Origin of the sequence: Sulfurimonas sp. (assembly GCF_023229105.1) — a bacterium.
Taxonomy (GTDB): Bacteria; Campylobacterota; Campylobacteria; order Campylobacterales; family Sulfurimonadaceae; genus Sulfurimonas.
Genome location: NZ_JALNZY010000027.1, coordinates 1 through 24,317, shown reverse-complemented (window position 1 = coordinate 24,317; position 24,317 = coordinate 1). Strand labels below are relative to the sequence as shown.

General features: G+C 35.2%; 30 protein-coding genes. 19 read left to right on the top strand and 11 right to left on the bottom strand.

Annotation, left to right across the window (positions count from 1 at the left end):
- Positions 1-25: 25 nt before the first annotated feature.
- From M0Q17_RS05335 to M0Q17_RS05275, 13 genes are all read left to right on the top strand, one after another.
- Entirely contained in the window at positions 26-1,114 is a 1,089-nt protein-coding gene (locus tag M0Q17_RS05335; protein WP_295084161.1) for a nitrous oxide reductase accessory protein NosL, read from the top strand.
- Positions 1,107-1,418 (top strand): hypothetical protein, encoded by a 312-nt coding sequence (locus tag M0Q17_RS05330; protein ID WP_295084158.1) that lies wholly within the window; start codon positions 1,107-1,109, stop codon positions 1,416-1,418. The genes M0Q17_RS05335 and M0Q17_RS05330 overlap by 8 nt, the downstream gene beginning before the upstream one ends.
- Positions 1,408-2,586, top strand: coding sequence for an FtsX-like permease family protein (locus tag M0Q17_RS05325; RefSeq protein WP_295084156.1), 1,179 nt, complete (start codon positions 1,408-1,410; stop codon positions 2,584-2,586). The genes M0Q17_RS05330 and M0Q17_RS05325 overlap by 11 nt, the downstream gene beginning before the upstream one ends.
- Positions 2,586-3,254 carry an ABC transporter ATP-binding protein gene (locus tag M0Q17_RS05320; RefSeq protein ID WP_295084154.1) on the top strand — a complete coding sequence of 223 codons (669 nt, stop codon included), beginning with the start codon at positions 2,586-2,588 and terminating at the stop codon, positions 3,252-3,254. Before M0Q17_RS05325 ends, M0Q17_RS05320 begins: the two co-directional genes overlap by 1 nt.
- Entirely contained in the window at positions 3,254-4,201 is a 948-nt protein-coding gene (locus M0Q17_RS05315; protein ID WP_295084152.1) for a hypothetical protein, read from the top strand. Before M0Q17_RS05320 ends, M0Q17_RS05315 begins: the two co-directional genes overlap by 1 nt.
- An 8-nt stretch (positions 4,202-4,209) precedes the next feature.
- Positions 4,210-4,656 (top strand): hypothetical protein, encoded by a 447-nt coding sequence (locus tag M0Q17_RS05310; protein ID WP_295084150.1) that lies wholly within the window; start codon positions 4,210-4,212, stop codon positions 4,654-4,656.
- A 9-nt stretch (positions 4,657-4,665) separates the two neighbouring features.
- On the top strand, positions 4,666-5,295 hold the full coding sequence (locus tag M0Q17_RS05305) for a Crp/Fnr family transcriptional regulator (RefSeq protein ID WP_295084147.1): 630 nt from the start codon (positions 4,666-4,668) through the stop codon (positions 5,293-5,295).
- A gap of 191 nt (positions 5,296-5,486) precedes the next feature.
- Complete coding sequence (locus tag M0Q17_RS05300) at positions 5,487-5,888, top strand: DUF1924 domain-containing protein (protein ID WP_295084145.1); 402 nt, start codon at positions 5,487-5,489, stop codon at positions 5,886-5,888.
- A 10-nt stretch (positions 5,889-5,898) separates the two neighbouring features.
- Positions 5,899-6,405 carry a diheme cytochrome c gene (locus M0Q17_RS05295; protein ID WP_295084142.1) on the top strand — a complete coding sequence of 169 codons (507 nt, stop codon included), beginning with the start codon at positions 5,899-5,901 and terminating at the stop codon, positions 6,403-6,405.
- A gap of 12 nt (positions 6,406-6,417) precedes the next feature.
- Positions 6,418-7,530, top strand: coding sequence for a cytochrome b/b6 domain-containing protein (locus tag M0Q17_RS05290; protein WP_295084139.1), 1,113 nt, complete (start codon positions 6,418-6,420; stop codon positions 7,528-7,530).
- Positions 7,496-7,894: a hypothetical protein gene (locus tag M0Q17_RS05285; RefSeq protein WP_295084136.1), complete on the top strand. Its 399-nt coding sequence runs from the start codon at positions 7,496-7,498 to the stop codon at positions 7,892-7,894. The genes M0Q17_RS05290 and M0Q17_RS05285 overlap by 35 nt, the downstream gene beginning before the upstream one ends.
- On the top strand, positions 7,887-8,552 hold the full coding sequence (locus M0Q17_RS05280) for a response regulator transcription factor (protein WP_295084134.1): 666 nt from the start codon (positions 7,887-7,889) through the stop codon (positions 8,550-8,552). The genes M0Q17_RS05285 and M0Q17_RS05280 overlap by 8 nt, the downstream gene beginning before the upstream one ends.
- 1 nt (position 8,553) lies before the next feature.
- Positions 8,554-9,747 carry an ArsS family sensor histidine kinase gene (locus tag M0Q17_RS05275; RefSeq protein ID WP_295084132.1) on the top strand — a complete coding sequence of 398 codons (1,194 nt, stop codon included), beginning with the start codon at positions 8,554-8,556 and terminating at the stop codon, positions 9,745-9,747.
- 12 nt (positions 9,748-9,759) lie between these two features.
- Here M0Q17_RS05275 and M0Q17_RS05270 read toward each other — a convergent pair whose 3' ends face one another.
- Positions 9,760-10,050: a Dabb family protein gene (locus M0Q17_RS05270; RefSeq protein ID WP_295084129.1), complete on the bottom strand. Its 291-nt coding sequence runs from the start codon at positions 10,048-10,050 to the stop codon at positions 9,760-9,762.
- Between the two features lie 176 nt (positions 10,051-10,226).
- Between M0Q17_RS05270 and M0Q17_RS05265 the strand changes: the two genes are divergently transcribed.
- Positions 10,227-10,424, top strand: a complete 198-nt coding sequence (locus tag M0Q17_RS05265; protein WP_295084126.1) for a hypothetical protein — start codon at positions 10,227-10,229, stop codon at positions 10,422-10,424.
- Here M0Q17_RS05265 and M0Q17_RS05260 read toward each other — a convergent pair.
- Positions 10,421-11,776, bottom strand: coding sequence for a DASS family sodium-coupled anion symporter (locus M0Q17_RS05260; protein WP_295084122.1), 1,356 nt, complete (start codon positions 11,774-11,776; stop codon positions 10,421-10,423). The genes M0Q17_RS05265 and M0Q17_RS05260 overlap by 4 nt on opposite strands.
- 139 nt (positions 11,777-11,915) lie before the next feature.
- Between M0Q17_RS05260 and M0Q17_RS05255 the strand changes: the two genes are divergently transcribed.
- Positions 11,916-12,287: a c-type cytochrome gene (locus M0Q17_RS05255; protein ID WP_295084119.1), complete on the top strand. Its 372-nt coding sequence runs from the start codon at positions 11,916-11,918 to the stop codon at positions 12,285-12,287.
- A gap of 17 nt (positions 12,288-12,304) precedes the next feature.
- On the opposite strand, the gene M0Q17_RS05250 is transcribed toward M0Q17_RS05255, so the two are convergent.
- The 9 genes from M0Q17_RS05250 to ligA all read right to left on the bottom strand — a co-directional run bounded on the left by M0Q17_RS05250 (position 12,305) and on the right by ligA (position 21,123).
- Positions 12,305-13,195, bottom strand: a complete 891-nt coding sequence (locus M0Q17_RS05250) for an NAD(P)H-dependent glycerol-3-phosphate dehydrogenase (protein ID WP_295084116.1) — start codon at positions 13,193-13,195, stop codon at positions 12,305-12,307.
- Positions 13,196-13,248: 53 nt separating this feature from the next.
- The gene (gene gatB, locus M0Q17_RS05245) at positions 13,249-14,697 is read right to left on the bottom strand and encodes an Asp-tRNA(Asn)/Glu-tRNA(Gln) amidotransferase subunit GatB (protein WP_295084113.1); all 1,449 of its coding nucleotides are present in this window, start codon (positions 14,695-14,697) and stop codon (positions 13,249-13,251) included.
- Between the two features lie 140 nt (positions 14,698-14,837).
- On the bottom strand, positions 14,838-15,101 hold the full coding sequence (locus M0Q17_RS05240) for a hypothetical protein (RefSeq protein WP_295084110.1): 264 nt from the start codon (positions 15,099-15,101) through the stop codon (positions 14,838-14,840).
- A 12-nt stretch (positions 15,102-15,113) separates the two neighbouring features.
- Positions 15,114-15,788, bottom strand: a complete 675-nt coding sequence (locus M0Q17_RS05235; protein WP_295084107.1) for a F0F1 ATP synthase subunit A — start codon at positions 15,786-15,788, stop codon at positions 15,114-15,116.
- Between the two features lie 77 nt (positions 15,789-15,865).
- Entirely contained in the window at positions 15,866-16,909 is a 1,044-nt protein-coding gene (locus M0Q17_RS05230) for a tRNA pseudouridine(13) synthase TruD (RefSeq protein WP_295084164.1), read from the bottom strand.
- Positions 16,906-17,742: a bifunctional riboflavin kinase/FAD synthetase gene (locus M0Q17_RS05225; protein WP_295084104.1), complete on the bottom strand. Its 837-nt coding sequence runs from the start codon at positions 17,740-17,742 to the stop codon at positions 16,906-16,908. The genes M0Q17_RS05230 and M0Q17_RS05225 overlap by 4 nt, the downstream gene beginning before the upstream one ends.
- A 60-nt stretch (positions 17,743-17,802) precedes the next feature.
- The gene (locus tag M0Q17_RS05220) at positions 17,803-18,087 is read right to left on the bottom strand and encodes a hypothetical protein (RefSeq protein WP_295084101.1); all 285 of its coding nucleotides are present in this window, start codon (positions 18,085-18,087) and stop codon (positions 17,803-17,805) included.
- Positions 18,088-18,467: 380 nt separating this feature from the next.
- Positions 18,468-19,178: a TlyA family RNA methyltransferase gene (locus M0Q17_RS05215; protein WP_295084098.1), complete on the bottom strand. Its 711-nt coding sequence runs from the start codon at positions 19,176-19,178 to the stop codon at positions 18,468-18,470.
- On the bottom strand, positions 19,171-21,123 hold the full coding sequence (gene ligA / locus M0Q17_RS05210; protein WP_295084095.1) for an NAD-dependent DNA ligase LigA: 1,953 nt from the start codon (positions 21,121-21,123) through the stop codon (positions 19,171-19,173). Before ligA ends, M0Q17_RS05215 begins: the two co-directional genes overlap by 8 nt.
- 131 nt (positions 21,124-21,254) lie before the next feature.
- On the opposite strand from ligA, the gene M0Q17_RS05205 reads away from it, so the two are divergent.
- The 4 genes from M0Q17_RS05205 to M0Q17_RS05190 all read left to right on the top strand — a co-directional run.
- Entirely contained in the window at positions 21,255-22,202 is a 948-nt protein-coding gene (locus M0Q17_RS05205) for a transporter (RefSeq protein WP_295084092.1), read from the top strand.
- 71 nt (positions 22,203-22,273) lie between these two features.
- Positions 22,274-23,257 carry an ABC transporter substrate-binding protein gene (locus M0Q17_RS05200; protein ID WP_295084089.1) on the top strand — a complete coding sequence of 328 codons (984 nt, stop codon included), beginning with the start codon at positions 22,274-22,276 and terminating at the stop codon, positions 23,255-23,257.
- Between the two features lie 3 nt (positions 23,258-23,260).
- Positions 23,261-24,043 carry an ABC transporter permease subunit gene (locus M0Q17_RS05195; protein ID WP_295084085.1) on the top strand — a complete coding sequence of 261 codons (783 nt, stop codon included), beginning with the start codon at positions 23,261-23,263 and terminating at the stop codon, positions 24,041-24,043.
- The coding region (locus M0Q17_RS05190; RefSeq protein ID WP_295084083.1) for an ATP-binding cassette domain-containing protein at positions 24,031-24,317 on the top strand (287 nt) is incomplete at its 3' end. The genes M0Q17_RS05195 and M0Q17_RS05190, both read left to right, overlap by 13 nt.

Sequence of the window (24,317 nt, the reverse complement as noted above, 5' to 3'; positions counted from 1 at the left end):
AGGAAAAAGAAAAAGGTAGTTTACTATGAAATATATTTTAATCTTTACAATGACTCTATTTTTGAGTTTATCAAGTTTAGCTGCAGAGGAGTTTACAAAAGCTGCGACTATTAAGCCGGAGTTGGTTCAAAAAGGTTCACAAAAAGAGTGGTGTCCTGTATGCGGGATGAAAATAGGAATGTTTTATAAAACTTCCCATGCTTCAAAAATTCATGATGACAAACAGAGACAATACTGCTCTATAAGATGTTTGGCTGTTGATATGAAAGAGCACGATATAAATCTTGATGATATAAAAGTTGTTGATGTAACATCTCAAAAGCTTATAGATGCCAATAGTGCATTTTATGTAGTCGGTTCAGATGTTCAAGGAACTATGACAAAAGTTAGTAAATTGGCTTTTGCAGATAAAAAAGCGGCTGAAGCTTTTAGTGATGAGCATGGAGGAAAGATTGTTGATTTTAAAACTACTCTAAAAATGGCTCAAGATTCACTCAGCTCTGATATACAAATGGTTCAAAACAATAAAGAGAAAAAAATGTACCCTATGGGTAAAAACATCTTTGAGAAAAAATGTAAACAAAACTTAGATATCAATGCTTACCTTGAGATAAACGAACTAAAAGCTGGGATAAAAGAGAAAAATCTTTGTGGGGAACTTCAAGAGCCACAACTTCAAGCACTCTCTTTATATCTTTGGGAAGTAAAAAGATTTGGTGATGCTAAAGGCGGAGAGTATATACACGTTGCTGAAGATGAAAAATGTCCAATTTGCGGTATGTTTGTGTACAAATATCCAAAATGGGCTGCACAGATATTTTATGGTGAAAAACATTACTCATTTGACGGTGTAAAAGATATGATGAATTACTATTTTGATAATAAAGATGGTATCTCAAAAATGCTAGTAAGTGACTACTATTCCCAAAAAGCAATAGATGCTACAAAAGCTTACTATGTAATAGGAAGCGATGTTTATGGACCTATGGGACATGAACTTATCCCATTTAAAAATGAAAGTGAAGCTAAAAATTTCAGTATGGACCATAAAGGTTTTAAAGTATTGAAGTTTGAAGAGATTAATCTAAAAGAGGTTCAAAAATTAGATGACTAAAAAAAGTAAGTTTTTATTTTACTTTTTTTTTACTCTAGCTACTCTTTTTATTGCCGAAATAAGTTTTCTTTATGCTACTAAAAGTATGAATAAAGAGAGCTATGAAGCTAAAAGAGAGCTTGTTGAGTTGCTAAGGCTTCCGGATTTAGCAATTTCAACAGAAGCAACTTATGTAAGGCATAGAAGTTTAAGCGATCTTTTTTCAATCTATAAAGATGATGGAAGTTTAAGAGAGTACTTCGCCTCAACCTATATTTTTTCCCACTCAAATATAATAAATTTAAAGAGTACAAATGAAAAATAAAATTAACATATATATAGTCGAATATGCTATAAATTCTCTACTTCGTCAAAAATATAAAACTTTTTTTATAGCATCTATCTTAACTCTGCTTGTTTTTTTACTAAGTTCACTATTTTTTATAACAAATTCTATAAAGTATGAACTTCAAGCTACAGTTGAATCTCTTCCTGAGATAACAGTTCAAAAGATAAAAGCAGGCCGACACTATGACATAGACGAGAGTGTAGCTGATAAAATTTTACAAATTACAGGGGTGCAGAGTGTTGTTGCTAGAGTCTGGGGATATTACTACTTTGAAAATGCTGGTGTAAACTTTAGTATCGTTGGCATAAATGAGTATGAGGAACAATATAAAAATAGTCTTCAAAAAGTTGCAAAAAAACTAAATTTTGATAATAACGCATCCATGATAGTTGGAGAGGGTGTTAAAAAAATTATGGATGATAACTACTACAAAGAGTATTTCAATTTTATAAAACCCGACGGAACACTTAAAAAAATAACGATAGGCGGCGTATTTAAGGCAGATACGGAGTTAGAGTCAAATGATGTAATAGTTATGAGCAAAGAGCTTGTTAGAGAGATTTTTGATATTGATGCAAAAAAAGCTACTGATATAGTTGTAAAAGTTGCAAATCACAATGAGATTGCCACCATTGCTTCAAAGATAAAACTTATGTATCCAGACAGCCGAGTCATTACAAAAGATGACCTTAAAATCAGTTATCAAAATATTTTTGATTATAAGAGTGGGATTTTTTTAGCGCTTTTTGTTGTCTCAATATTTACTTTTTTCATAATTATATATGATAAAACAAGCGGTCTAAGCAGCGAGCAAAAGAGAGAGATAGGAATACTCAAGGCTATTGGCTGGAGAGTTGATGATGTTTTAAAGGAGAAGTTTTATGAGGGGTTTATCGTCTCAATTTTCTCTTATGTTATTGGAATTATCTTCGCACTGGCATTTGTATATATACTCAATGCTCCTCTTTTACAAAATATTTTTACAGGATACTCACAGCTTAAAACCTCTTTTACGCTTCCCTTTGTGCTTGATATGCAGACATTAGCACTTATATTTTTTCTTAGTGTTCCTATTTATATAGCGGCAACAATTATTCCTTCATGGAGAAGTGCCACACTTGAAGCAGATGAGGTTATAAGATAGTGATAGAATTAAAAGAGATACTCAAGCAGTATGAGGTAAATGCGCAAGACACAGTTACGGCACTAAAAGGTATTAACTTACATATCAAAGAGGGTGAACTTGTAGTGCTAAGAGGTGCAAGTGGAAGCGGAAAAAGCACCATTCTTTCGCTTATTGCCGCACTTAGTAAACCCACAAGCGGAGAGGTAATAGTTGATGGAGAGAGAATTTCAAAACTCCCAGACAACTTTGCATCTGAATATAGACGACACTCTATAGGGTTTGTTTTTCAAAAGTACAATCTTATACCTTCTCTTAGCGTGAAAGAGAATATTATTTTGCCGCTTGTTCCCATAAATTTGCGTGAAAAAGAGATTGAGGAGAAACTTTTAAGAGTTTTAAAAATGTTTCATATTGAGCATAAGGAGCATCAGATTGTTAAAAATCTCTCAGGAGGCGAGCAACAAAGAGTTGCCATTGCTAGAGCAAATATAAATAATCCAAAGATTATTTTAGCAGATGAGCCTACGGCAAATCTGGATGAAAAACTCTCTCTACATTTTATACAGATGCTAAGAGAGCTAAAAGCAGAAGGAAAAACGATAGTAGTAGCAACACATGACCCGCTTTTTTTCGGACTTGATTTTGTCGATAGAGAGATTGAGATATATCAAGGAACGATTCTCTAATGCTCTTTACTCCTGAAGTTTTAACCATACTTATCTTAAACACGCTTTTTGCGCTCTTTGCTATTGTTGCGTTTGTACTAAGTGTAAAAATATTTTTAAATTGGAATATAAACTCCACTTCTGCTACGCAGTATGAACTAGAAAAACAGAGTTTTTTAGCTTCAACAATCATAAAATATATATTTAGCATAAAAGTGCCTCTGTTTTTGTTTTTTATCTTTGCGCTTGATAAGATATCAAATGTTATTACAGGTGCTATGTGTGCTGCGGGAGTCGTAGATGCGACACAAACAGGGACATATCTGATTATTTTAAAAATCATAAATTTATATCTCTTTGCCTATTGGTTAAAGTTGCATAATCAAGATATGCTAAGTAAAAACCAGCCTTACACAAAGTTAAAATTTGGACTTTTTATTCTATTTTTTCTTTTTTTAATGGTCGAAATAGTCTTAGAATTTACAATGTTTCAAAGCATAGAAATCGATAAAATGGTAAGCTGCTGCGGCAGCATCTACTCTAGTTCTTCAACTTCTGCAATATCAACACTTTTTACTTTAGATCACTCTATTTTACTTAGTATTTTTTATACAAACTATTTAGTAATGTTTATATTTTATATTTTTAAAAACAGATACCTTTTTAGCCTGGCAAATATTATTTTTATCCCAGTTTCGCTTGTGTCACTTATTTTATTTTTCGGCACCTATATTTATGAGCTTCCATCTCATCACTGCCCATTTTGTTTTCTACAAGGCGATTACTACTATGTCGGTTATCTTATCTACTTTTTGCTTTTTATGGGTACCTTTCAGGGCTTGGCGCTGGGGTTTGTAAAAGAGTCAAACAGAAGCTATAAAATATCACTTTTTTTTAACTCTGTTTATGTTATATTGCTCTCATTATATGTAGCTTTGTACTACATAAAAAATGGTGTTTTTTTATAAGGAAGTATATGTTGAAGTTTAAGGTAGTTCTATTTTCATTGTTTATGCTTATCTTTTTAGGTTGCGAAAAAGAAGTTGACAAAGGTCCTGCAAAAGTTCATTGGGATAGAGATATGTGCGCTAGATGTGTTATGGTTTTAAGTGATAGAAAAAACACCTTACAACTTAAAGATCCTAATACGCAAAGAGTATTTAAATTTGATGATATCGGATGTATGGTATTATGGTTTAAAGAAGAAAACATAGAGTATAAAGACACCGTTGAAATCTTGATTACTGATGCAATAACAGGAGAGTGGATAGATGCAAGAAAAGCATTTTACGCAACTGAGAACATTACCCCGATGGGTTACGGTTTTAGCGGGTATAAATCAAAAGAATCCACAAAAGATGGTAAAGAATTTATAAGCTATGATGAGGCAGTAAAAAGAGTATTGAAAATTGAAGGGTATTAATTTAAAAAAATGAAAAGTTATATTAAAAATACAATTTTTTTTCAGAATATAGATGAGGAGACAATAAAAAAAATAGAAACCTTTACAACAGAGCATAAGGTTTCTAAAAATAGCATTGTCTTTTATGAAGGTGATAGTCCAAAACACCTATATCTTTTAACAAAAGGTGTTATAAAGCTCTATAAAACATCTTCAAATCATAAAGAGATAGTATTAAAATATTTTCATAATAATGAACTCATTGGGGAAGTTGCAAATTTTGAGAACATTCCTTATCCGGCAACTGCTAAAGCATATAGTGATGTAGAGGTGTTAAAAATAGATTTTGAAAAATTAAAAGATATTATTTTTTCAAATCCAAATATGGCATTTAATATTCAAACATCTTTAATAAGAAAGATTAAAAATCTTGAAAATATAATATCTACAAACCTAGTCCTTGACTCAAGAGAGAGGGTCGCTAAATATATTTACAATCATTCAGAAGACTTCTTTGAAACTAAAAACATAGAAATAGCAGAGATATTAGGCGTTTCCCCAGAGACTCTCTCAAGAATACTGAAATTTTTCAAAGATAAAGAGATACTAAATATTAAAACGAAATATGTAGATAAAGAAGCTTTAATCGAGTATTTTTAAAGTAAAAAAAGAGAGATAAAACACGTTTCGTGCATGCCATACTTTTAACATGCATAAGGTTTTATCTACTCCAAGATATAATAAACCACTCTTCTCCCTCATCAATTGTCAAGAAACTATCAAGAAACTCAACATAAATAATTGACACTATCCTTTTATACTTCTGGCATATACAAATAAAGGAAGAAAAAATGAAACTCATATTTGCTCTGTTTTTGTTTTTAACTATCTCCTCTGCTTCGGTTGTAGATGAGTATTTAAACACTCTTACCAAAGAGGCAAAAATTGAAAATCCAAGTTTTAGTGGATTTGATTTAAAAAGAGGCGAGGAAATTTTTACCTCAAAGCATATCGGGAAAAAAGGCAAAGAGGTCTCCTGCGTATCTTGTCATGGAGAGGATTTCAGCAAAACCAGTAAGAATTTTTTTACTGCAAAGGAGATTGAACCGCTCTCTCCTAAAGCAAACCCAAAGAGGTTTAGCGAAGTTAAGACAATCGAGAAATGGCTAAGAAGAAATTTCAATGATGTCTATAACCGTGAGGGAACAACCCAAGAAAAAGGTGATGTAGTAACATACATCATCAACAAATAAGGAGTCAAAGATGAAGTCATTAATTTTATTAGCAGCACTAGCGAGTGTAGTTTTAGCATCAAGTTACGATAAAAAAGGTGTTGCTGCGGCAACGGATAAGCTATATGTAAAAGAGTGTGGCGCATGTCACTTTGCATATCAACCCGGGCTTCTTCCGTCAAACGCTTGGCAGAAGATGATGTCAAATCTTGAGAATCACTTTGGTTCTGATGCCTCTTTAGCAAAAGAGGATTTTGACTCTATATCTAAGTATTTAAATAAAAATAGTGCTGAAAAATTTATGAACTACAAAAGAAGTGCTAGAATTGTAAATAGCCTAAGAGTGGGAGAAGTTGCAGACTCTATATCAAAAACTCCATATATGATTGAAAAGCATAAAGATATAAGAGAAGATTTTATAATACAAGAAGAGGTAAAAGGGATATTTAACTGCACAGCATGTCATACCACAGCGCAAAAAGGTATATACAGCGAGAAAGATATTCTAATTCCAAATTTTGGAAGATGGGAAGATTAAGGAGATACTACAATGAAGTCTTATATATGGTCGCTTCCTACTAGAGTCTTTCACTGGCTCTTTGTAGTGCTAATTCTACTTGCCTTTTTAACGGATGATGATAAGTTACTAAATTATCATGCGCTAATCGGTTATGGGATTTTAACTCTTTTAATCTTTAGATTTTTTTGGGGCTATCTTGGTCCAAAATATTCAAAATTTAAAGATTTTCCAATGTCCATGAAAGATGTAAAAGAGTTTATAGTAAATATTTTTAACTCTAAACAGAAGTATATAGGACATAATCCTATTGCATCTTATGTGATGATTGGCATATTTATAGTAGTTTTTCTAATTATAATCACAGGTATTTTAACACTTGGCATTCAAGAAGGCAAAGGGTTGCTCTCCTCGTTAAATAGTAGCTTTTTTAAGGAGATGGAACTATTTGAAGATATACATGAGTTTTTATCCGGAGTTTTGATTGCTCTAATAGCTGCACATCTACTGGGTATCTTAAGCGATAGAGTCCTTCATGCAAAACATGAGACGCTAAACTCTATATTTAGCGGATATAAAGTGACGAAAGAGGATGAGAGCATCAAGTTAAATATTTTTCAAAAACTTCTAGCTGTGCTATTTTTGGTTATATTTATTGCTTTTTTGATTTATAATCTTACAACTCCATCCAACCCATTAATTGCTTCGAGCTATGAGAGCGTGGATTATAAAAAACAAAATGCGCTTTTTGTTAAAGAGTGTGGCTCATGCCATACACTATATCCACCGCATACGCTGCCAAAAAAATCATGGATAACTTTAATGAGCGACTTAGAGAACCATTTTGGAGATGATGCTTCCTTAGATGAAGAAGATAACATAAATATTTTAGATTTTTTAGTGAAAAATAGTGCTGAGACCTCAACTCAGGAGGCAAGTGTTAAAATTTTGAATTCGATAAAAAATAAAGATATAATAGCAATAACCCACACAAATTTTTGGAAAAATAAGCATAAAAATATCTCAAAAGAAATTTTTGAACATGCTGATGTTAAAAGCAAAGCTAACTGCAAAGCGTGTCATAGCGATATAGAAAAAGGATTGATTGAAGATGATAAAATTAAAAATATTCGTGCTTATATGTAGTCTGTTTCTCTCATTTTCGCTTTTGGCAGATGATGAACATGAACAGAAGAAAAACCATATTTATAAAAACCTAGACTATTTAAACCTAAGTGAGCATCAACATAAAGAGATGAAAGAGATATTGATAGATTACAGAAAAAAGTACGAAAAATTTTATAAGAAAAAGGACAAAAAAGAGAAAAAACTCCAAGAGCTTATCAAAGAGGAGAAGTTCGACAAAAAAGAGTATGAAAATATTGTCAAAGAGATAGATGAAAAGGCACTTGAGTTAGAGATTGACACATTAGAAGAGATTCACTCTATATTATCAGCCTCACAAAGAGCGAGGTTTTCATACTATTTACGGGAGTGGAGAGTTGAATAAAAAGGTCTTACTTATAGAAGATGACCTGCAAATGCAAAGTTTGATAACGGAATACTTAAAGGAGTATAACTTTATCTGCTATGCCTTTGCACATCCGCTTGATGCAATAGCGGAGCTTGAGAAAAATAGCTCTTACGCTATTGTTATTTTAGACTTGATGCTTCCTGATATTGACGGCTTTGATGTTTTAAAACGTATTAAAAGCATATCTGATATTCCTGTTATCATCTCCTCGGCAAGAGGAGATATTGGAAACAAGATACACGGTTTTGACTTGGGCGCTGATGATTATTTGGCAAAGCCTTATGAGCCAAGAGAGCTGGTTTTAAGAATAGAGCATATACTAAAAAAGACTCTAGAGTCCAAAACTACAATAGGGGAGTTTACTATTGACAAAGCAAACAGAGAGGTTTTGCTTGGTGACTACTCTATAGAGTTTACAAAAATAGAGTTTGAAATATTTATATTTTTAGTAGAAAACAGAAATAAAATATCCTCAAGAGAGCAGATTTTAAATGCAACTTCCCTAAATGAGAACACAAAAAACAGAACAATTGATACGCACATAAGCAATATAAGAAGCAAGATAGGTGACGACTCAAAAGAGCCCAGATACATCAAATCCGTCTGGGGCATTGGCTATAAGTTTGTGAGCTGAGATGTCAATAGTTAAAAAAATATCGATACTCTTTTTAATAAGCTTTACTCTTATGAGCATTATAGGGTTTTGGATTGATGCCATCAACTCCAAAAGAGTAGATGATTTGATAAAAGATAAATACCTAAAAATTTCAAACGAGATATTTCAAAATATTGACAACAAAGACAGAGTCGAGAGCCTAATCAACAAATATGACCTAAAAAGAGTTGAGGCTCAAGATGAAAAGAGCAGAGAACTTCTCTACTATGAGAAACATACTTTTGGTTTTATCTCAATAAAAAAAGCCTCTTTTGAAGATGAATTTATCATAGAGATAAACTTTCTTGATGAAAACTATACGCTAAGGACACCCAACGAAGAGAATATAAATGACAAATTTAAGCTAAACGCTCTTATATTTTTAGATATCATAGTTTTGTTTCTTATATTTTTGTATCTACTTAAACTTCTCTCTCCACTTAAAAAAATTACAAAAAAGATTGAAAATTTCTCAAGCGGAAATTTTAACAGCAGAATAGATATAGTCTCTAATGATGAGATGGGAACACTCTCAAATACTTTTAATACAATGGCAGCATCTTTAGAAGGGTTGATAAAAAGCAGAGAGGAGCTACTAAGAGACATAGGGCATGAACTCAGAACTCCCATAGCAAAGGGGAAGTTTGTCATCGAAAAAATAGAAGATATAGAGCAAAAAGAGTTGCTCAAAAAGATATTTTTGGATTTGGAGATTTTAACAAATGAGCTAATAGAGCTAGAGAAGCTAAACTCTACAGAGCTAAATATCTCAACTTTTAGTGCTGAGACACTCATAACAGAGGCACTCAGCAAGCTCTATATAGATAAGGAGTCAAACATCACACTTGAGATAGAAGATGATTTTAAAATAGAAGCCGACCTGCACTATCTCTCCATTGCACTTAAAAACTTAGTGGACAATGCGCTAAAATATGCCACCGAACTGCCAATTATACTAAGAGTTTCTAAGCAAAAGATATATATTATAAACAGAGGCAAAAAACTCTCAAAAGAGCTTGATTACTACCTAAAACCATTTACGCAGGAGCTCTCACAAAGAGACGGCTTTGGACTTGGTCTTAGTATTGTAAGTAAAATTATAGATAAACATAATTTTTCCTTGAGCTACTTACATAAAGATGAAGAAAATATTTTCTGCTTATACTTCTCCTAGATTTACTTTTTGCTATAAAATATAATCCACTATTTTTGACTCTAATGTTACGTCTTTTATAAACTCTACTACTTTTATATGTTCAGGATGGATTGCGTAAGCATCCAAATCCTCTTTTGTTTGAAATGTTGCGTATAAAGAGAGATCAAAGGCCCTCTGGGATACTGTAAAGTTTATGCCAACTTCCATAGAGTTAAGCGAGGGAACAAGTTCGGGCAAAGCATTGAGTCTCTTTGTAACTTCTGCTATATTTGAGCTTTTGTTTTCATCTTTAAATTTAAACATCACTATATGTACAATCATACAAAACCTCTGCTTTTTTTGTGAAATTCTACCTAAAAAGTGTATAAACTACTTTATAATTCTCGAAAAACAAAGTTTTCGTAGCTTTAGGGGGTTGTAGGGACTTTAGTCCCTGCCAATAAAACGGACGTGTTCGTTTTATTGTGTAACATCAGTAAAAAGGATAAAATAGCTTTATGAAAAGAATTTTAAGAGAGCTTTACGGAAGCGGCATTTTGTTTTTTTACTTCTTCAAATGGCCATTTTTTTTGCTGTTTCCATATCTTTATAACAATGGTCTAAATGAAAATTACATCTTAAATATGTTATGGTTTTTTACAGCAGGACTTATTTTAAAAGATTTTTACAGCATATATAAAAACAGGGACTCTTAAAAAAATCCTTTCCAAAAAAACTCTGCGATAATGACTACTAAAGAAATCCCTATAAAATTTAAGATAATTCCATATCTTGCCATATCCTTAACACTTACAGCTCCACTACTCATGGCTATAGCATTTGGAGGAGTGGCAATGGGAAGCATAAAGGCATAGCTTGCACAAACAGCAGCTACCATCATAAACAGAGATGCATTAAGTCCACTCTGCTGTGAGACTGCATAAATAACTGGAAGCATTACCGATATAAGAGCTGTATTTGACGTTATCTCTGTTGTAAAAGTAATCAACATCGCCACACTTAATATTATCAAAATAGGATGGAACTGTGTCATAACAATCAGATAGGAAGCGACTTCATCCGCCAAGCCGGTAGCACTAAAAGCAGTTGCAATTGAAAAACCTGCCCCAAACAAGAACATGATTCTAAATGGTATCTTCGCTTTATCATCCATCCACTCAAGTATGCTAAGAGGAGGAGCAAAAAGCAGAAGTCCCGCTGAGAGTAAAATACCGTTCTCATTTAATCCAAGCCCGCTCCAGTAAGGCTTAAAGGAGGCATTTAAAAGAAGTAACAAAATTACTCCCCCGATTAAAAAAAGGACTTTTTTCTGCTCAATGCTAAGCTCTTTTTTTTGGCTATCTAGCGTTATTGTAATATCTTTAACCCCGATACTAAGTAGAGATGCAACCACAAAGAACATCATAAAAACTAGCGGAGCAACCATTAACATCCATTGTAAAAAGGAGATAGCCTCAATGCCACTCTTTTGCATAAATCCTAGCAAAATAAGATTTGGCGGCGTTCCGATTGGAGTTAAAATCCCGCCTACACTCGCACCGTAAGCTATTGCAAGAGCAAATCTCATCTTAAGTCTTGTATCTTCGGTGATAAAAAGAGCGATTGACATCAAAAGAAGCGTTGTTGTGGTGTTTGAGAGAAGTGAACTTAGTAGTCCCGAGGTAATTACAAGTGAAAATATTATCCCTTTTGGAGTCGATGGAAAGACGGTAAACATCTTATTGGTTATCCATCTGTGAAGCTCTGTTTTCTCAACCGCAACAGCAAGCAAAAAACCTCCAAAAAATAGAAATATTATGGGATTTGCATAGTTAAGAGTCGTTTGTGTTGTGTCAAGAATTGAAAAAGAGGGAAACAGAACTATCGGTAGTAGGGAGACGACACCAAGAGGCAGTCCCTCATTAGTCCAAAGAACAACCATAAAAGCTACAAGCCCTAAAAGTGAAGCCTGTATAAAGTTAAAGATGCTAAAAGAGAAGGCAAAGATGAGAAGAGCTATAAAAATTGCAATGCCTATCTTTTTTAAATCTTCTTTGGGTTTTTGCATATTTTATCTACACTTTTAAATTTAATTTTTGTATTTTATCATTTTGCTCTTAATTTATGATTTTTACAACTTTGTATATAAAGTTTCAATAGTTATATGTTATAGTTGTGATTATCTAGTTTTATATAAAGGTGTTTTTATGAAAAAAATATTAGTAATATGTTTGATTTTATCTACTTCAAATATGCTTTTTGCATCTCAAAGTGCGGAAGAGTTGGCAAATCAAAAATGCGGAAGCTGTCATCTTATGGGTGCTATAACAAAAGAGAAGTTAAAAAATATGAAAGCGCCGCCTTATTGGGCAATTGCTAAAAAAGCTAATCTAAGATATGAAAAAAACGAAGATAGAATAAAGTATTTAATTGACTATGCCCTAAATCCTGATGAAGATAAAATGCTTTTTCCAAAAGAGACAAAAGAAAAATTTGGAGTTATGCCCTCACAAAAAGACAAAGTAACAGAGGATGAAATCAAACTTATCTCTGAGTATATTTTAAAAGAGAAGTCTTAATAACCTTTTTGAAGTTTTTAGCTTGCAAGAAAGTTACTCAAGCTCACATGCGGGTCTATACCCTCTAGCATATTATAAACTTCTCTGGCTATTGGAAGATATAGATTCTTCTCTTTAGCTATTTTATGTAGAGCGTACGTGGTTCCAACTCCCTCGGCGACCTCTCCTAGTTCCTTTATAATCTGCTCTTTGGATTTACCATTAGCTATTCCCAAACCTACTCGAAAATTTCTGCTCATAGTTGATGATGCGGTTAGAAAAAGATCCCCTGCTCCGCTAAGCCCTATAAAACTCTCATCTTTTGCACCATACTCTGTTCCAAATCTCTGCATCTCAACAAGACCTCTTGAGATAAGCGCAGCTGCTGCATTCTTACCAAGTCCTAACCCTTCACAAATGCCCGCTGCTATAGCTATGACATTTTTATAAGCTCCTGCAACCTCTGCCCCAGCTACATCAGTAGAGATGTATGTTTTTATAAATGATGGAAAAAAGGAGGCAAATTTTTTACTTAGCTCTTCATTTTTTGAATTTAGAACAAGTGCCGTGGGTAGGGATTTCATAACCTCTGCAGCAAAAGAGGGACCGGATAAAAAAGCTATATTACTAGCAGGAACATAATCGGCATATATCTCGTTTAAAAACTTTCCTGTTTTTGCTTCTATACCTTTAGCTGCAACCAATATTTTTTGATTGTCGTACACAAAGTTATCTTCAAGCCATGATGAGATCTGCTGCGCGGGAATGGCTATTATCAAATACTCCAGCTTTAAAATCTCTTGGAGTGAGACAAAGTTTTTCATATCCCGAGGTGTTCTTGAGGTTATAAAAACTTCACACTTCTCACTTAGCGCAAAAGCTAGAGCCGTTCCCCATTTTCCTGCTCCTATTACTCCTACTTTAGTCACATCTACTCCCTATTTTTCAAACTCTCATATATCTTTTTCATGCCCTACGATTATTACCCCAACTTTGTTTTTAGTATCTCATTTACGCTTTGTGGGTTTGCACTTCCTTTGGACTCTTTCATAACCTGCCCGACAAAAAAACCAAAAAGTTTATCTTTTCCGCTCTTATACTCAGCTACCTTCTCTTGATTTGCACTTATGATTGCATCACATATTGCTTCAAGCGCACCTGTATCACTCACTTGCTTAAGCCCTAGAGAATCAATCGCAGCATCAACATCAACGCTATTTTGCATAAGATAGTCAAGCACCTCTTTAGCAGCTTTTCCACTTATAGTGCCATCTTCTATTCTTTTTACCAAATATCCTAGTTTTTTAGCATCAACAGGAGAGTTTGATACATTTATCTCCCCTTTGAATCTGCCTTGAAGCTCAACAGTAAGCCAAGTAAGAGCATTTTTAGCGCTTATGCCCTCTTGCATCATTGTTTCAAAGAAGTGTGCCATCTCTAAAGAAGATGTCACAACAATAGCGTTATACTCGCTCATGCCGTACTCTTTAACAAAACGCTCCATCTTCTCATCTGGAAGCTCTGGAATTTTGCTAAACTCTTGCATCATTTCATCAGTTACTACTGCCTTTAATAAATCCGGCTCTGGAAAATAACGATAATCCGCCGCTTCTTCTTTTCCACGCATTGAACGAGTCTCTTGTTTTACTTGATCAAAAAGTCTAGTCTCTTGAACTATCTCCCTCTCATAAACACCATCTTCCCAAGCCTCACTTTGACGTGCTACTTCAAGCTCTATGGCTCTTTGGATAAATCTAAAACTGTTGATGTTTTTTATCTCCACACGAGTATAGAGTTTCTCATCACCCTTTGGACGGATAGAGACGTTTACGTCAACACGAAATGAACCCTCTTGCATGTTAGCATCACCGATATCAAGGTAGCGAATAATAGAGTGAAGTTTTTTAAGATAAAGCGTTACCTCTTCGGCACTTCTCATATCAGGCTCGCTAACTATCTCTAAAAGAGGTGTTCCCGCACGATTTAAGTCAACTTTTGAGATAGGACCGTCATGAATATTTTTTCCGGCATCAGCTTCAATATGAGCACGATTTATACGGATTACCTTGTGAGAGCCACTCTTCTGGTGCTGTGCACCCTCTTCGAGAAAATCAATACGAAGTTTTCCATGCTCGACTATCGGAGTATAGAGTTGCGTAATCTGATAAGCAGATGGACTATCAGGATAAAAATAGCTTTTTCTGTCAAAATAGGATATTTGATTAATTGTTGCATCAACTGCTGTGCCAAACATAACGGACTTGTTAAGCACCTCCTTGTTTAAAACAGGCAAAGCCCCCGGGAGTGCCAAACATGTTGGACATGTATTTGTATTTTGTCTGTGATTAAAACTCGTAGGACACGAGCAAAATAGTTTAGTTTTGGTGTTTAACTGAACGTGAACTTCCAGTCCGATAACTACTTCAAACATAGTTTTCCTTAAATAAAAAATATATAAATAATGAGTGATTTTACCTACTTTATGCTTTTAAGTTTCATAAACAGCAAACAATTAAGAACTCCATACTATAGAAATTCAGACAATCTGAACATAGGTTACTCAAAATTTATCTATTTTGTATGTTTGGCGTAGATTTGTTTTAAAAGCTCAGTCTGTTTTTTTGCTTCATAAAGTTTTTCTCTATTTATAGAAAATGCGTCAAGCGCTAAAATAAGAAAAAATGAGACAACAATAAAAGCTACAGTTATAAAAAAAGCAAGAGAATACCCAAAGGCAGAGAAGAGTTTAAAAGTAATAAGAGCACCAAATATGACTATCGCCCATGATGCTCCAAGCAAAAAGCTTATAATTTTATCAAATTTTTCTTTTTGCATATTTTCTAGCTGTTAATGATCATCAACAGCTATCGCTCCACCAAGATAAACATACGTAAGCATCATAAAGATAAATGCTTGCAAGAATGCCATAAATGTAAGAAGGGCAAAAGGAATCAACGGAAGGACCCATGGAGCAAGCATAAGAATTACCATCAAGAACATATCATCGCCCTTAACGTTACCAAAAAGACGAAAACTTAGAGATACTAAACGAGAGATGTGAGAGACTATTTCAATAGGGAACATCAACCAGTATAACCACCAAACAGGTCCTAAGAAGTGTTTAAAGTATTTTATAACACCTTGACGGCGAATGCCCTCATAGTTGTAGTAGATAAATACAGAAAGCGCAAGAGTAAACGCAAACTCTAAAAATGCAGTAGGAGCTTCAAATCCAGGAATAACACCTATCAAGTTTGCAATACCTACAAACAGACCAATAGTTGCAACAAGAGGAAGGTAACGACGAGCATTCTCCTCACCCATAACATCCGTTCCCATTTTAAGAACGCCTGAAATATACGCCTCCATTACATTTTGAGTCCCTGTTGGAACCACTTTTAAGTTTGACATAGCCATTTTAACAAGCATCAAAGCAATGCCGGCTGAAAGTAGCATGTGCGTCATGTATATAAAGGTCTTGTCGTGAGAAATTAGACCGAAAAATGTGAATAATTCACCCATAGTTGTACTCCCTATCTCGTAAAAATTGTGTGATTATAGTAAATATTTAATTAAACTCTTATAATACAAAATTTTTTTTATCTATTTTTTTTACTTTTGCCCTGTTTTACATCTTTTGCACTGTAGTTTTTCCCTGCAATGCTCTCTAAAAATACGGTAGCATAAGCACCTTTTTGCATTGTAAAAGATATATTTAGCATGGTCTCTTTTTTAACATATTTGCAGTCGATATCAGCTGGAGATACAAGAGCTTCACGTCTTTGCCCTTTTTGCTGTAAAAACTCATCATCATACTTCTTCTCTATCTCTGCCGCATCATACTTTGCGCGAAAAACATCTCTGCCGCAAAGCAATCCTGTGGGTACCAATTTTTTAGCCGCAACTTCTTTAGAAGGAATCAGCTTTGGAGTGGATAATTTGCCATCCTTTGCGATGTAAACGTCGCCGCTAAGAAGAACAAACTCTGAACTTTGGCTCTCTTTGCTTAGCATCACTCTCTCTCTTAGCCACTCATTAAAATAGTAACTTTGATAAACAGAAACTAAAAAGCTCTTAAGCTTCGCATCTTCAATAAAAAGCTCACCCTTTATCATCTCTCTTGCCTGCTCTATACTGCTTGCATCACGTCCAAATCTCTGGTAACCAAAGTAATTTGGAAGTCCATTTTTAGCTATTTTTCTGGCAGTTTTTTCTATCTTTCCAGCATCAATAGAATCAACCTCATAAAGATTTATGCTAAACCTATTGCTTTTTAAATCTCCCATTCTGATAGAGTGGGAGTGCCTCGTCATGCTTAAAATCTTAATCTGCTTATGCTGAAATTTTTTAAGCGTATATTCATGTTTTGTCTCAACAGATATGTACTGCGTAGTTGTCGCATGCTTGTCTTTAAGCCCTGCATAGCCAATCTTTTGAGCAGGAATCACAAGATGCTCAGCAAAGATGGCAATCATATCCCATGTTGTAAGTTCAACTTTTTGTACCTTTAAAATGAGGTAGTTTCCTCTGCCTAAAAACTCTTCTGTGGGAATCTCCTCGACAATAAAATCTTTCTCATTTTGGTAAAATTTAAAATCTATGTCCTGTGTGCTATGTAGATATTCTCTATCTAGCTCTTTTATAATTGTAGAAATTTTAGCTCCTTTGAAGCGGTAGCAATATCTTTTTTTATTGCATATTTAAGCTCTGCCATAGAATCGAACTTTTGGTTTTCTCTAATAAAACTAACAAAACTAATGCTAGCTCTCTCTTTGCATAAAACTTCGCCATCAAGTATATGACTCTCAACCGCAAAACTGCCGTCAGTCGTTACTCTGTGACCTACAAAAGAGACCGAAGGATGAAAGTGTTCCTCATCATCAATTCTCGTAAGCGTTACATAAACACCCTCTTTTGGCATCAAGAACTCTTTTGCTTCTATATTTATAGTTGCAACAAGCTCCTTTTTGCCAATGCCCTGCCCTGACACTACTTTACCTTTTATAGTATAGTTATGCCCTAAAAAAGCGTTAGCACCCTCTATATCACCGATTTGAAGCTTTGCTCTTATCTTGTGCGAGTGAACAGAATCACCGTGAAGCGTTACCTCATCAATCACCTCAACAACTCCATCTTCATCCTCTTTTAGAAAAAGAGTTTTCAGGTCGCAAAAAGAGTATCTTCTATCTTTACCGAAGTGGAAATCATATCCTACTACTATTTTCTTAAGCTTTGGAAATTTATTCCTCAAGAAAGATATAAACTCTTCCCCGCTTAAATGGCGTATATTATCCAACTCCAGATATAGTATGGGAAAGTGCGAAAAATTTTCTCTCTCTTTTTTTGGAGTAAGATTTGCGTAACCTGTTTCTATAACCACTATAGTGCTACTTTTATCAAGTGCGCTAAAGAGTTTTTGATGACCTATGTGCATCCCGTCAAACCCGCCTATAGCTATTGATGTGCTATTTTTCAAATCTTTTTCCTCTTTGCTGTAATAGCTTCTTTTCTTTATACGAAATTTTATCAAAAAGGTCTATATTTTATCATTAAAAGGAGAGGAAGAGGCATTTTGTGTTTTGTTTCTGTACCATTTTTTAAGCCCATATAAGCTTATTAGAATCCAAAAAAACTCTATGATAAAAGAGGCAAGGTTCCAGTTATATAACAGTGAATACAGAACAAGTAAGGAACCAAAGGCGTTAGCAAATGAGTATAAAAAGCCTTTTGAGTTTATTTTTTCACTCTGCAGTAAAAAATAGGTCACTACAACGATGGCAACACCTACAATGCCGATGACATCTACTGCAAAACTGTTCATTTATTATCTCCGTGGTTTATTTTTTAAGTATTAAATCAATGCATTATGACATAAAAATTTAGCCACATAATGTTTCTGTCTATAAATTTGGGGTCATTCCAGTTATAGTTTTAAACATCAATAAATTCAGTAAAAGTTTTATTGTTTTCTTCTTGTCAACGGCGGAGTTAAATTCGGCAGAAATTCGTAAAAAAAATTACGAATTGTAATCTTAAGCAACGAGGGTTTAATTTACTCCTTTTATTGAGGCTTATGCTAACATAATTTAAAAAAAGTGTGACAATTTGTCACGGTTTCATCGCTTTTCCCTTTAACAGTCATTTTAGGCATTATAACTTTTTAAATAAATTGACTCAAAAAGTATTGCAATTTGTTATGTTTTACTTCTCAAAAAAGTAACAATACTCCAAATTACCCTCTTTACCGGTTAGCTTTGAAGCAGATTTTTGTATAAGCTTCCACCCTTTTAAACTGCATGCATCTTCAAACTTTACCATAGCTTGCACTACCGCTTTCTCATCGGTTACAACACCGTTTTTATCTCTTTTTGCTTCTCGTCCAACCTCAAACTGTGGCTTAAAGAGCAGGATTATCTTATCTTTTGAGAGTCTATCCACGGCATCCAAGATGTGAAGCAGAGAGATAAAAGCGACATCGCTCACGACTATGTCAAATACTTTGTCACTCTCAAACTCTCTTATGTCGCACTCTTCGTATGAGTGAACTCTGCTATCATTTTTCAGACTTACATGTAACTGTTCTCGCCCTACATCAACGGCAGTCACTTCGCTAACGCCACTCTCTAAAAGAACCTGCGTAAACCCACCTGTTGAGGAGCCTATATCGAGCGCTGTTTTGTCCTTTAAATCAAGCGTTAGTTCATCTAAAAAGCTACTCAGTTTAAAAGCGGCGCGGGAGACATACTCTTTGTACTCTTTTACAGCTACTTTGTCACTTTGCTTTAACTTAAATGAACTCTTGATTATCTGCTCGTTGTTTACGCTTACAAGCCCCTCTTTTATAATGCTTTGCGCTTTGTTTCTGCTCTCACACAGACCGTTTTCTACCAGATAGTTATCTAATCTACTCAATTTTTTTTCTCATTTCATCTTCGCTTAGGCACTCTACGCCCAAATCCATAGCTTTATCATACTTGCTTCCCGCATCTTCGCCGTAAATTACAAAGTCAGTTTTTTTAGAAACTGAACTTACCACTTTTGCTCCATGTGCCTCTAGCATCTCTTTTATAACGTCTCTTGACTCGCTCATGCTTCCAGTTAGAACTACGCTTTTGCCTTTAAAAGGGTTCTCTTTTGCCTCTTGCCTTTGTAGCGGCTCAAGCGGTTTTAGTATATCTTGAAGTTTTAGGATAGTTCCTCTGTTTACCCTTATAAACTCTAAAAGAGACTCCGCCATCTCCTCGCCCACGCCATCACATGCGACTATTTCATCTTTTGTGGCATCTATAAAACCGCTTCCAAATTGCGCACTTATAGTTTTTGACGCAACCTCTCCGATATGCTCTATCCCAAGAGAGTTAAGAAATCGCCAATAGTCACACCCTTTTGCTTTCTCCAAAGCATCAAGCAGATTTTGTGCTTTTTTCTCTTTAAAACCTTCAAGAGTTAAGAGTTTCTCAAGAGTTAAGTCAAACAAATCAAGCACACTCTTCACTAAGCCCGAAACAAAAAGCGCTTCAACTATTTTAGAGCCTAAGCCATCAATATTTAGACACGGTTTTGAAGCAAAATAGATTATTGAGTTTATAACTCTTGCTTCACATGTAAGGTTTTGACACTTTAAAAGCACACCTTCGTCTAGAAGCTCACTGCCGCATACTGGGCAAGTTGTCGGTCTCTCAAACTCAACCTCACTTCCATCTCTCTCATGTGTTAAAACTTTTATAATTTTAGGGATAACATCACCGCTTCTAAGGATAATTACCTTGTCGTTTAAGCGGATATCTTTCCTATGAATCTCATCAAAATTATGCAGAGTTGCCCGCTCAACTATAACGCCATCAATATTTGTCGGCTCTACTATTGCAACAGGAGTAACAGCACCTGTTCGTCCTACTTGAAGGATTATCTCCTTAACGGTAGTTATCTTCTCAACTGCTGGAAATTTGTATGCAACTGAAAAACGTGGGTTTTTAACGGTATAACCCATATCTATCTGTGCGGCTATCTCGTTTACTTTTATAACCATGCCATCTAGCATCATTGCATAGCTATCACGGTTTTTATTCATCTCTTGATACACTGCTTCTATCTCGTCAAAGTTCTTACATGTAGCTCTAAGAGGCGGTTTTTTAAATCCTAAAGAGTAGATATATTCCATCTTCTGGCTTAAAAGCTTATGTTCAAGCGTATTCTCTCCGACACCATAAGGCAAAAACACAAGATTTCTTGAAGCGGTGATGCTTGAGTCTAGCTGTCTTAAACTCCCCGCTGCCGCATTTCTAGGGTTTGCAAATACAGCCTCGCCTTTTTTCAATCTTTCATGATTTATCTTCTCAAACTCATCCTTATAGAGTACCACTTCCCCGCGAATCTCAATTTTTTCTTTATACTCAACCGCAAGAGGAATTGAACGAATAGTTTTAACATTTTGCGTTATCAACTCGCCCACACTTCCGTCTCCACGAGTTATGCCTTGAGTCAATTCCCCGTTTTCGTAAATAAGATTTAAGCTCGCACCGTCATACTTTGGTTCACAATAAAAAGAGATGTTAGAGTCTAACTTATATGTCTTTATAAGCCATTTTTGCAAACCATCAGAGTCAAAAACATCTTCTAAACTCCACATGCGGCTAAGATGCGAAGCCTTAATAAAGCCATCAGAGACTATATCTCCTACTCTTTGCGAGGGAGAATTTTTTAAAATATCCTCTTTGTTATTCTCTTCATACTCTAAGACTTCATGATAAAGCCTGTCATAAACCTCATCAGTAGTAATGGGGTCATCAAGAACATAGTAGTGGTATGAGTAGAGATTTAAAAGCTCTACGGCTTTTTTATATTCATTTAAATTCATGATGAAATTTTATCTTAATCTTGTTAAATCAGTATCTTTGAGAATGAATATCAATATTTATATTTAATTAAGTAACTTTTCACTAAACTACCACATTGATAATGAATATCATTAATAATAAGGAGAATAAAATGAAAACTAGACTTTTTGCTTCGCTTTTGATAACGCCTCTCTTAATCAGTGCGGATATCATCCCTGCAATAAACTCAAAGGGCGGCGGAATGGTTTTACCCGAGGGGAAACTTAAGATGGAGATTAAACATATAAATTTTAAAAGAAGCAGCATGTTTAATGGCTCAAGTGAGGTTCAAAATAGAGAAAACTTAGATGCAACAGCAAATATAACGCTTGTTGGATTACACTATGGACTAAGCAAAAGCACAACAGTAGGAGTAATTATTCCTTATAAAAACATAGAAGCAACTGCCACTCTGGGAACAAATGCTGTTGGAATAAACAACAAAGGCTTGGGAGATATTATCTTAGGGGCAAGGCATGTACTTGTCACTATGAATGAGAGTGGTTTTGAGCTTGGGATTGATGGCGGTGTGAAACTTCCAACAGGTGCTACAAACGGCTCTTTTGATATAGCTCCTGCAGCTGCAAATGGAGAAAATACTCCAATGCCAACGCAAATGGGAACGGGTGAGTTTGAGTACATTCTCGGCTTAGGAGTGACAAAAATAGTAGATGAGACTTTAGAGCTCGATGCACATGCCATGTACACTTATAGACCAAAAGCGAACAATAAGTATGATTTTGGGGATGAGATAGCACTTGATTTCTCAGGCGTAAAATCGATAACAAAACAGATAAATATTGGACTTGAATACAATTTTAAGTACAATACTAAAACGGAGATGGGAGAAGATACGAACGCGCAACTTCGCTCTATGTTGCCTTTTAAAGCTTTTAGCGGAAGCACTGGCTACATAACACCGCAAATCGAATTTTTACCTTTTGGCAAGCCTAAAATTCACGTCGGGGCAGGAATCTCCTTTTTGGCTCATTATGACTTAAAAGAGTACCAACCGCTTGAGAAAAAAAGATTTATTCTGCGCATTGGATATGTTTTTTAAAATTGATTAAAGTCAATGATAATTGATATCATTATTGTACAATACTATAAATTTACCCTATAAGGATGAAGATGAAACTTTTTATATCCACTTTTTTATCGTTAACGCTTGTTGCAACGGCTCTTTATGGTACTGAGAAACTACAAAAGCTGGTTGTATCTGGTCCTTTTGCATCTGTTTCGCATCCTATCTTACACATGATTGAGACAAATGCACTAAGCGATGTAGCAGACAAGATAGAGTTTAAGCTTTGGAAAAATCCCGATGAACTTCGTGCCATGACGATTAGAGGCAATGTCGATTTTGTGGCTATCCCTACAAATACTGCGGCGATTTTAAACAACAAAGGCGTTGACATAAAGCTTCTTAATGTATCTGTTTGGGGGATTCTTGGTATGATTAGCCGTGATGATTCACTTAAATCTCTCAAAGATTTTAAAGGCAAAAAAATTGCTATTCCATTTCGTGCCGACATGCCGGATATTGTCTTTAAACAACTTCTTAAAAAAGAGGGGCTAGACCCACAAAAAGATTTTGAACTCGTCTATGTTGCAAACCCGATAGATGCTATGCAGATGCTTATCATGAGAAGAATAGATCACTCGCTTTTAGCTGAACCGGCAATCTCTATGGCGCTTCGCAAAACAAAATCTTTTCCTATTAGCATAGTTGCTCCTGAGTTATACCGAAGTGTTGATTTGCAAAAGGAGTGGGGAGAAGTTTTTGACAACTCTGGAGATATTCCTCAAGCCGGTATTGCAGTTATGGGGCATATAAAGGATGCGCATTTAATAAAAAGGTTTCAAGAAGAGTATGCAAAATCGCTAGAGTGGTATAAAACAAACCCTAAAGAAGCGGGCAAACTTGTTGCAAAAACGATTGATATGTTAAATGAGGATGCCATAAGCGACTCCATCGCACATGTAAGGCTCAAAAGCGTAACGGCTACTGAAGCAAAAAAAGAGTTGGAATTTTTCTTTAATATCTTAAAAGAAGAAGATCCAAAAAGCATCGGCGGCAAGCTCCCAGATGATAATTTTTATTATAAATTTTAATATATGAAATTTGCACTTAAGATTTTAAAAGATTTTCCTGCATTTCTTTGGAGTGGCTGGGGCGCGATAGCTTCTATCCTCCTCTTCGTTGCTCTTTGGGATGTGGGCAATCAAGTTTATGGCAATTTAGTTCTTCCCTCTCCGCTACAGACCTTTAAAACGCTAAACATAATGCTTCATGATGATAGCGTGCTAAGAGAGATAAATACCACACTTTATCGGGCTTCTTTTGGTTTTAGCATTTCACTTCTTTTTGGAACTGCTCTTGGACTTTTAGCCGGTTTTTTTGCAACAGCCTCCATGATGAGCCGCCCTATTGTAACTATACTTGTCGGGATGCCTCCGATTGCTTGGATTGTTCTTGCGATGATATGGTTTGGCATGGGCGATGAAACTGTTATATTTACGGTAATTGTCGCCTCCTTTCCTATCATTTTTGTCGGTGCACTTCAAGGAACAAGAACGCTAGATGGCGACTTAAAAGAGATGGCAGAGAGTTTCAACCTCCCATGGTATATGCGCTTTTTTGATGTCTATTTTCCACACATCTTCTCCTATGTTTTTCCCGCATGGGTCAGCGGTCTTGGCATGGCATGGAAGATAGTAATAATGGCGGAACTTTTAGCGACAAGTGATGGCATCGGAGCTTCACTTGCGGTTGCTAGAAGTCAACTAGACACTCCTACGGCTCTTGCTATAGTCGTAACTATGGTAGCTTCGCTTATGTTTATTGAGTACATAATCTTAGAGCCGATAAAAAGAGAGGTTGAGCTATGGAGAGATTAGAAGTTAAAAAACTAAATCATCATTTTGGTTTTACAGAAATTCTAAGAGATATAAACTTTACGCTAGGCAAAGGCGAAGTTCTCTCCATAGTGGGTCCAAGCGGCGGCGGAAAAACAACACTCCTGCATCTATGTGCTGATTTGCTAGATGTTCAAGAGGGAAGTGTTATAAACACATTTTCAAGCAGCGCATTTGCTTTTCAAGAGGCGAGGCTTTTGCCATGGAAAAATGTTATAGACAACATCTCTTTGGGACTCCTAGCAAAAGGCGAGAA

Bases quoted from the DNA above. Each gene is read 5' to 3' on its own strand.
- M0Q17_RS05335 (WP_295084161.1), top strand. From the start codon at position 26: ATGAAATATATTTTAATCTTTACAATGACTCTATTTTTGAGTTTATCA.
- M0Q17_RS05330 (WP_295084158.1), top strand. From the start codon at position 1,107: ATGACTAAAAAAAGTAAGTTTTTATTTTACTTTTTTTTTACTCTAGCT.
- M0Q17_RS05325 (WP_295084156.1), top strand. From the start codon at position 1,408: ATGAAAAATAAAATTAACATATATATAGTCGAATATGCTATAAATTCT.
- M0Q17_RS05315 (WP_295084152.1), top strand. From the start codon at position 3,254: ATGCTCTTTACTCCTGAAGTTTTAACCATACTTATCTTAAACACGCTT.
- M0Q17_RS05310 (WP_295084150.1), top strand. From the start codon at position 4,210: ATGTTGAAGTTTAAGGTAGTTCTATTTTCATTGTTTATGCTTATCTTT.
- M0Q17_RS05305 (WP_295084147.1), top strand. From the start codon at position 4,666: ATGAAAAGTTATATTAAAAATACAATTTTTTTTCAGAATATAGATGAG.
- M0Q17_RS05300 (WP_295084145.1), top strand. From the start codon at position 5,487: ATGAAACTCATATTTGCTCTGTTTTTGTTTTTAACTATCTCCTCTGCT.
- M0Q17_RS05295 (WP_295084142.1), top strand. From the start codon at position 5,899: ATGAAGTCATTAATTTTATTAGCAGCACTAGCGAGTGTAGTTTTAGCA.
- M0Q17_RS05290 (WP_295084139.1), top strand. From the start codon at position 6,418: ATGAAGTCTTATATATGGTCGCTTCCTACTAGAGTCTTTCACTGGCTC.
- M0Q17_RS05285 (WP_295084136.1), top strand. From the start codon at position 7,496: ATGATAAAATTAAAAATATTCGTGCTTATATGTAGTCTGTTTCTCTCA.
- M0Q17_RS05275 (WP_295084132.1), top strand. From the start codon at position 8,554: ATGTCAATAGTTAAAAAAATATCGATACTCTTTTTAATAAGCTTTACT.
- M0Q17_RS05270 (WP_295084129.1), bottom strand. From the start codon at position 10,050: ATGATTGTACATATAGTGATGTTTAAATTTAAAGATGAAAACAAAAGC.
- M0Q17_RS05265 (WP_295084126.1), top strand. From the start codon at position 10,227: ATGAAAAGAATTTTAAGAGAGCTTTACGGAAGCGGCATTTTGTTTTTT.
- M0Q17_RS05260 (WP_295084122.1), bottom strand. From the start codon at position 11,776: ATGCAAAAACCCAAAGAAGATTTAAAAAAGATAGGCATTGCAATTTTT.
- M0Q17_RS05255 (WP_295084119.1), top strand. From the start codon at position 11,916: ATGAAAAAAATATTAGTAATATGTTTGATTTTATCTACTTCAAATATG.
- gatB (WP_295084113.1), bottom strand. From the start codon at position 14,697: ATGTTTGAAGTAGTTATCGGACTGGAAGTTCACGTTCAGTTAAACACC.
- M0Q17_RS05240 (WP_295084110.1), bottom strand. From the start codon at position 15,101: ATGCAAAAAGAAAAATTTGATAAAATTATAAGCTTTTTGCTTGGAGCA.
- M0Q17_RS05235 (WP_295084107.1), bottom strand. From the start codon at position 15,788: ATGGGTGAATTATTCACATTTTTCGGTCTAATTTCTCACGACAAGACC.
- M0Q17_RS05220 (WP_295084101.1), bottom strand. From the start codon at position 18,087: ATGAACAGTTTTGCAGTAGATGTCATCGGCATTGTAGGTGTTGCCATC.
- ligA (WP_295084095.1), bottom strand. From the start codon at position 21,123: ATGAATTTAAATGAATATAAAAAAGCCGTAGAGCTTTTAAATCTCTAC.
- M0Q17_RS05205 (WP_295084092.1), top strand. From the start codon at position 21,255: ATGAAAACTAGACTTTTTGCTTCGCTTTTGATAACGCCTCTCTTAATC.
- M0Q17_RS05200 (WP_295084089.1), top strand. From the start codon at position 22,274: ATGAAACTTTTTATATCCACTTTTTTATCGTTAACGCTTGTTGCAACG.
- M0Q17_RS05195 (WP_295084085.1), top strand. From the start codon at position 23,261: ATGAAATTTGCACTTAAGATTTTAAAAGATTTTCCTGCATTTCTTTGG.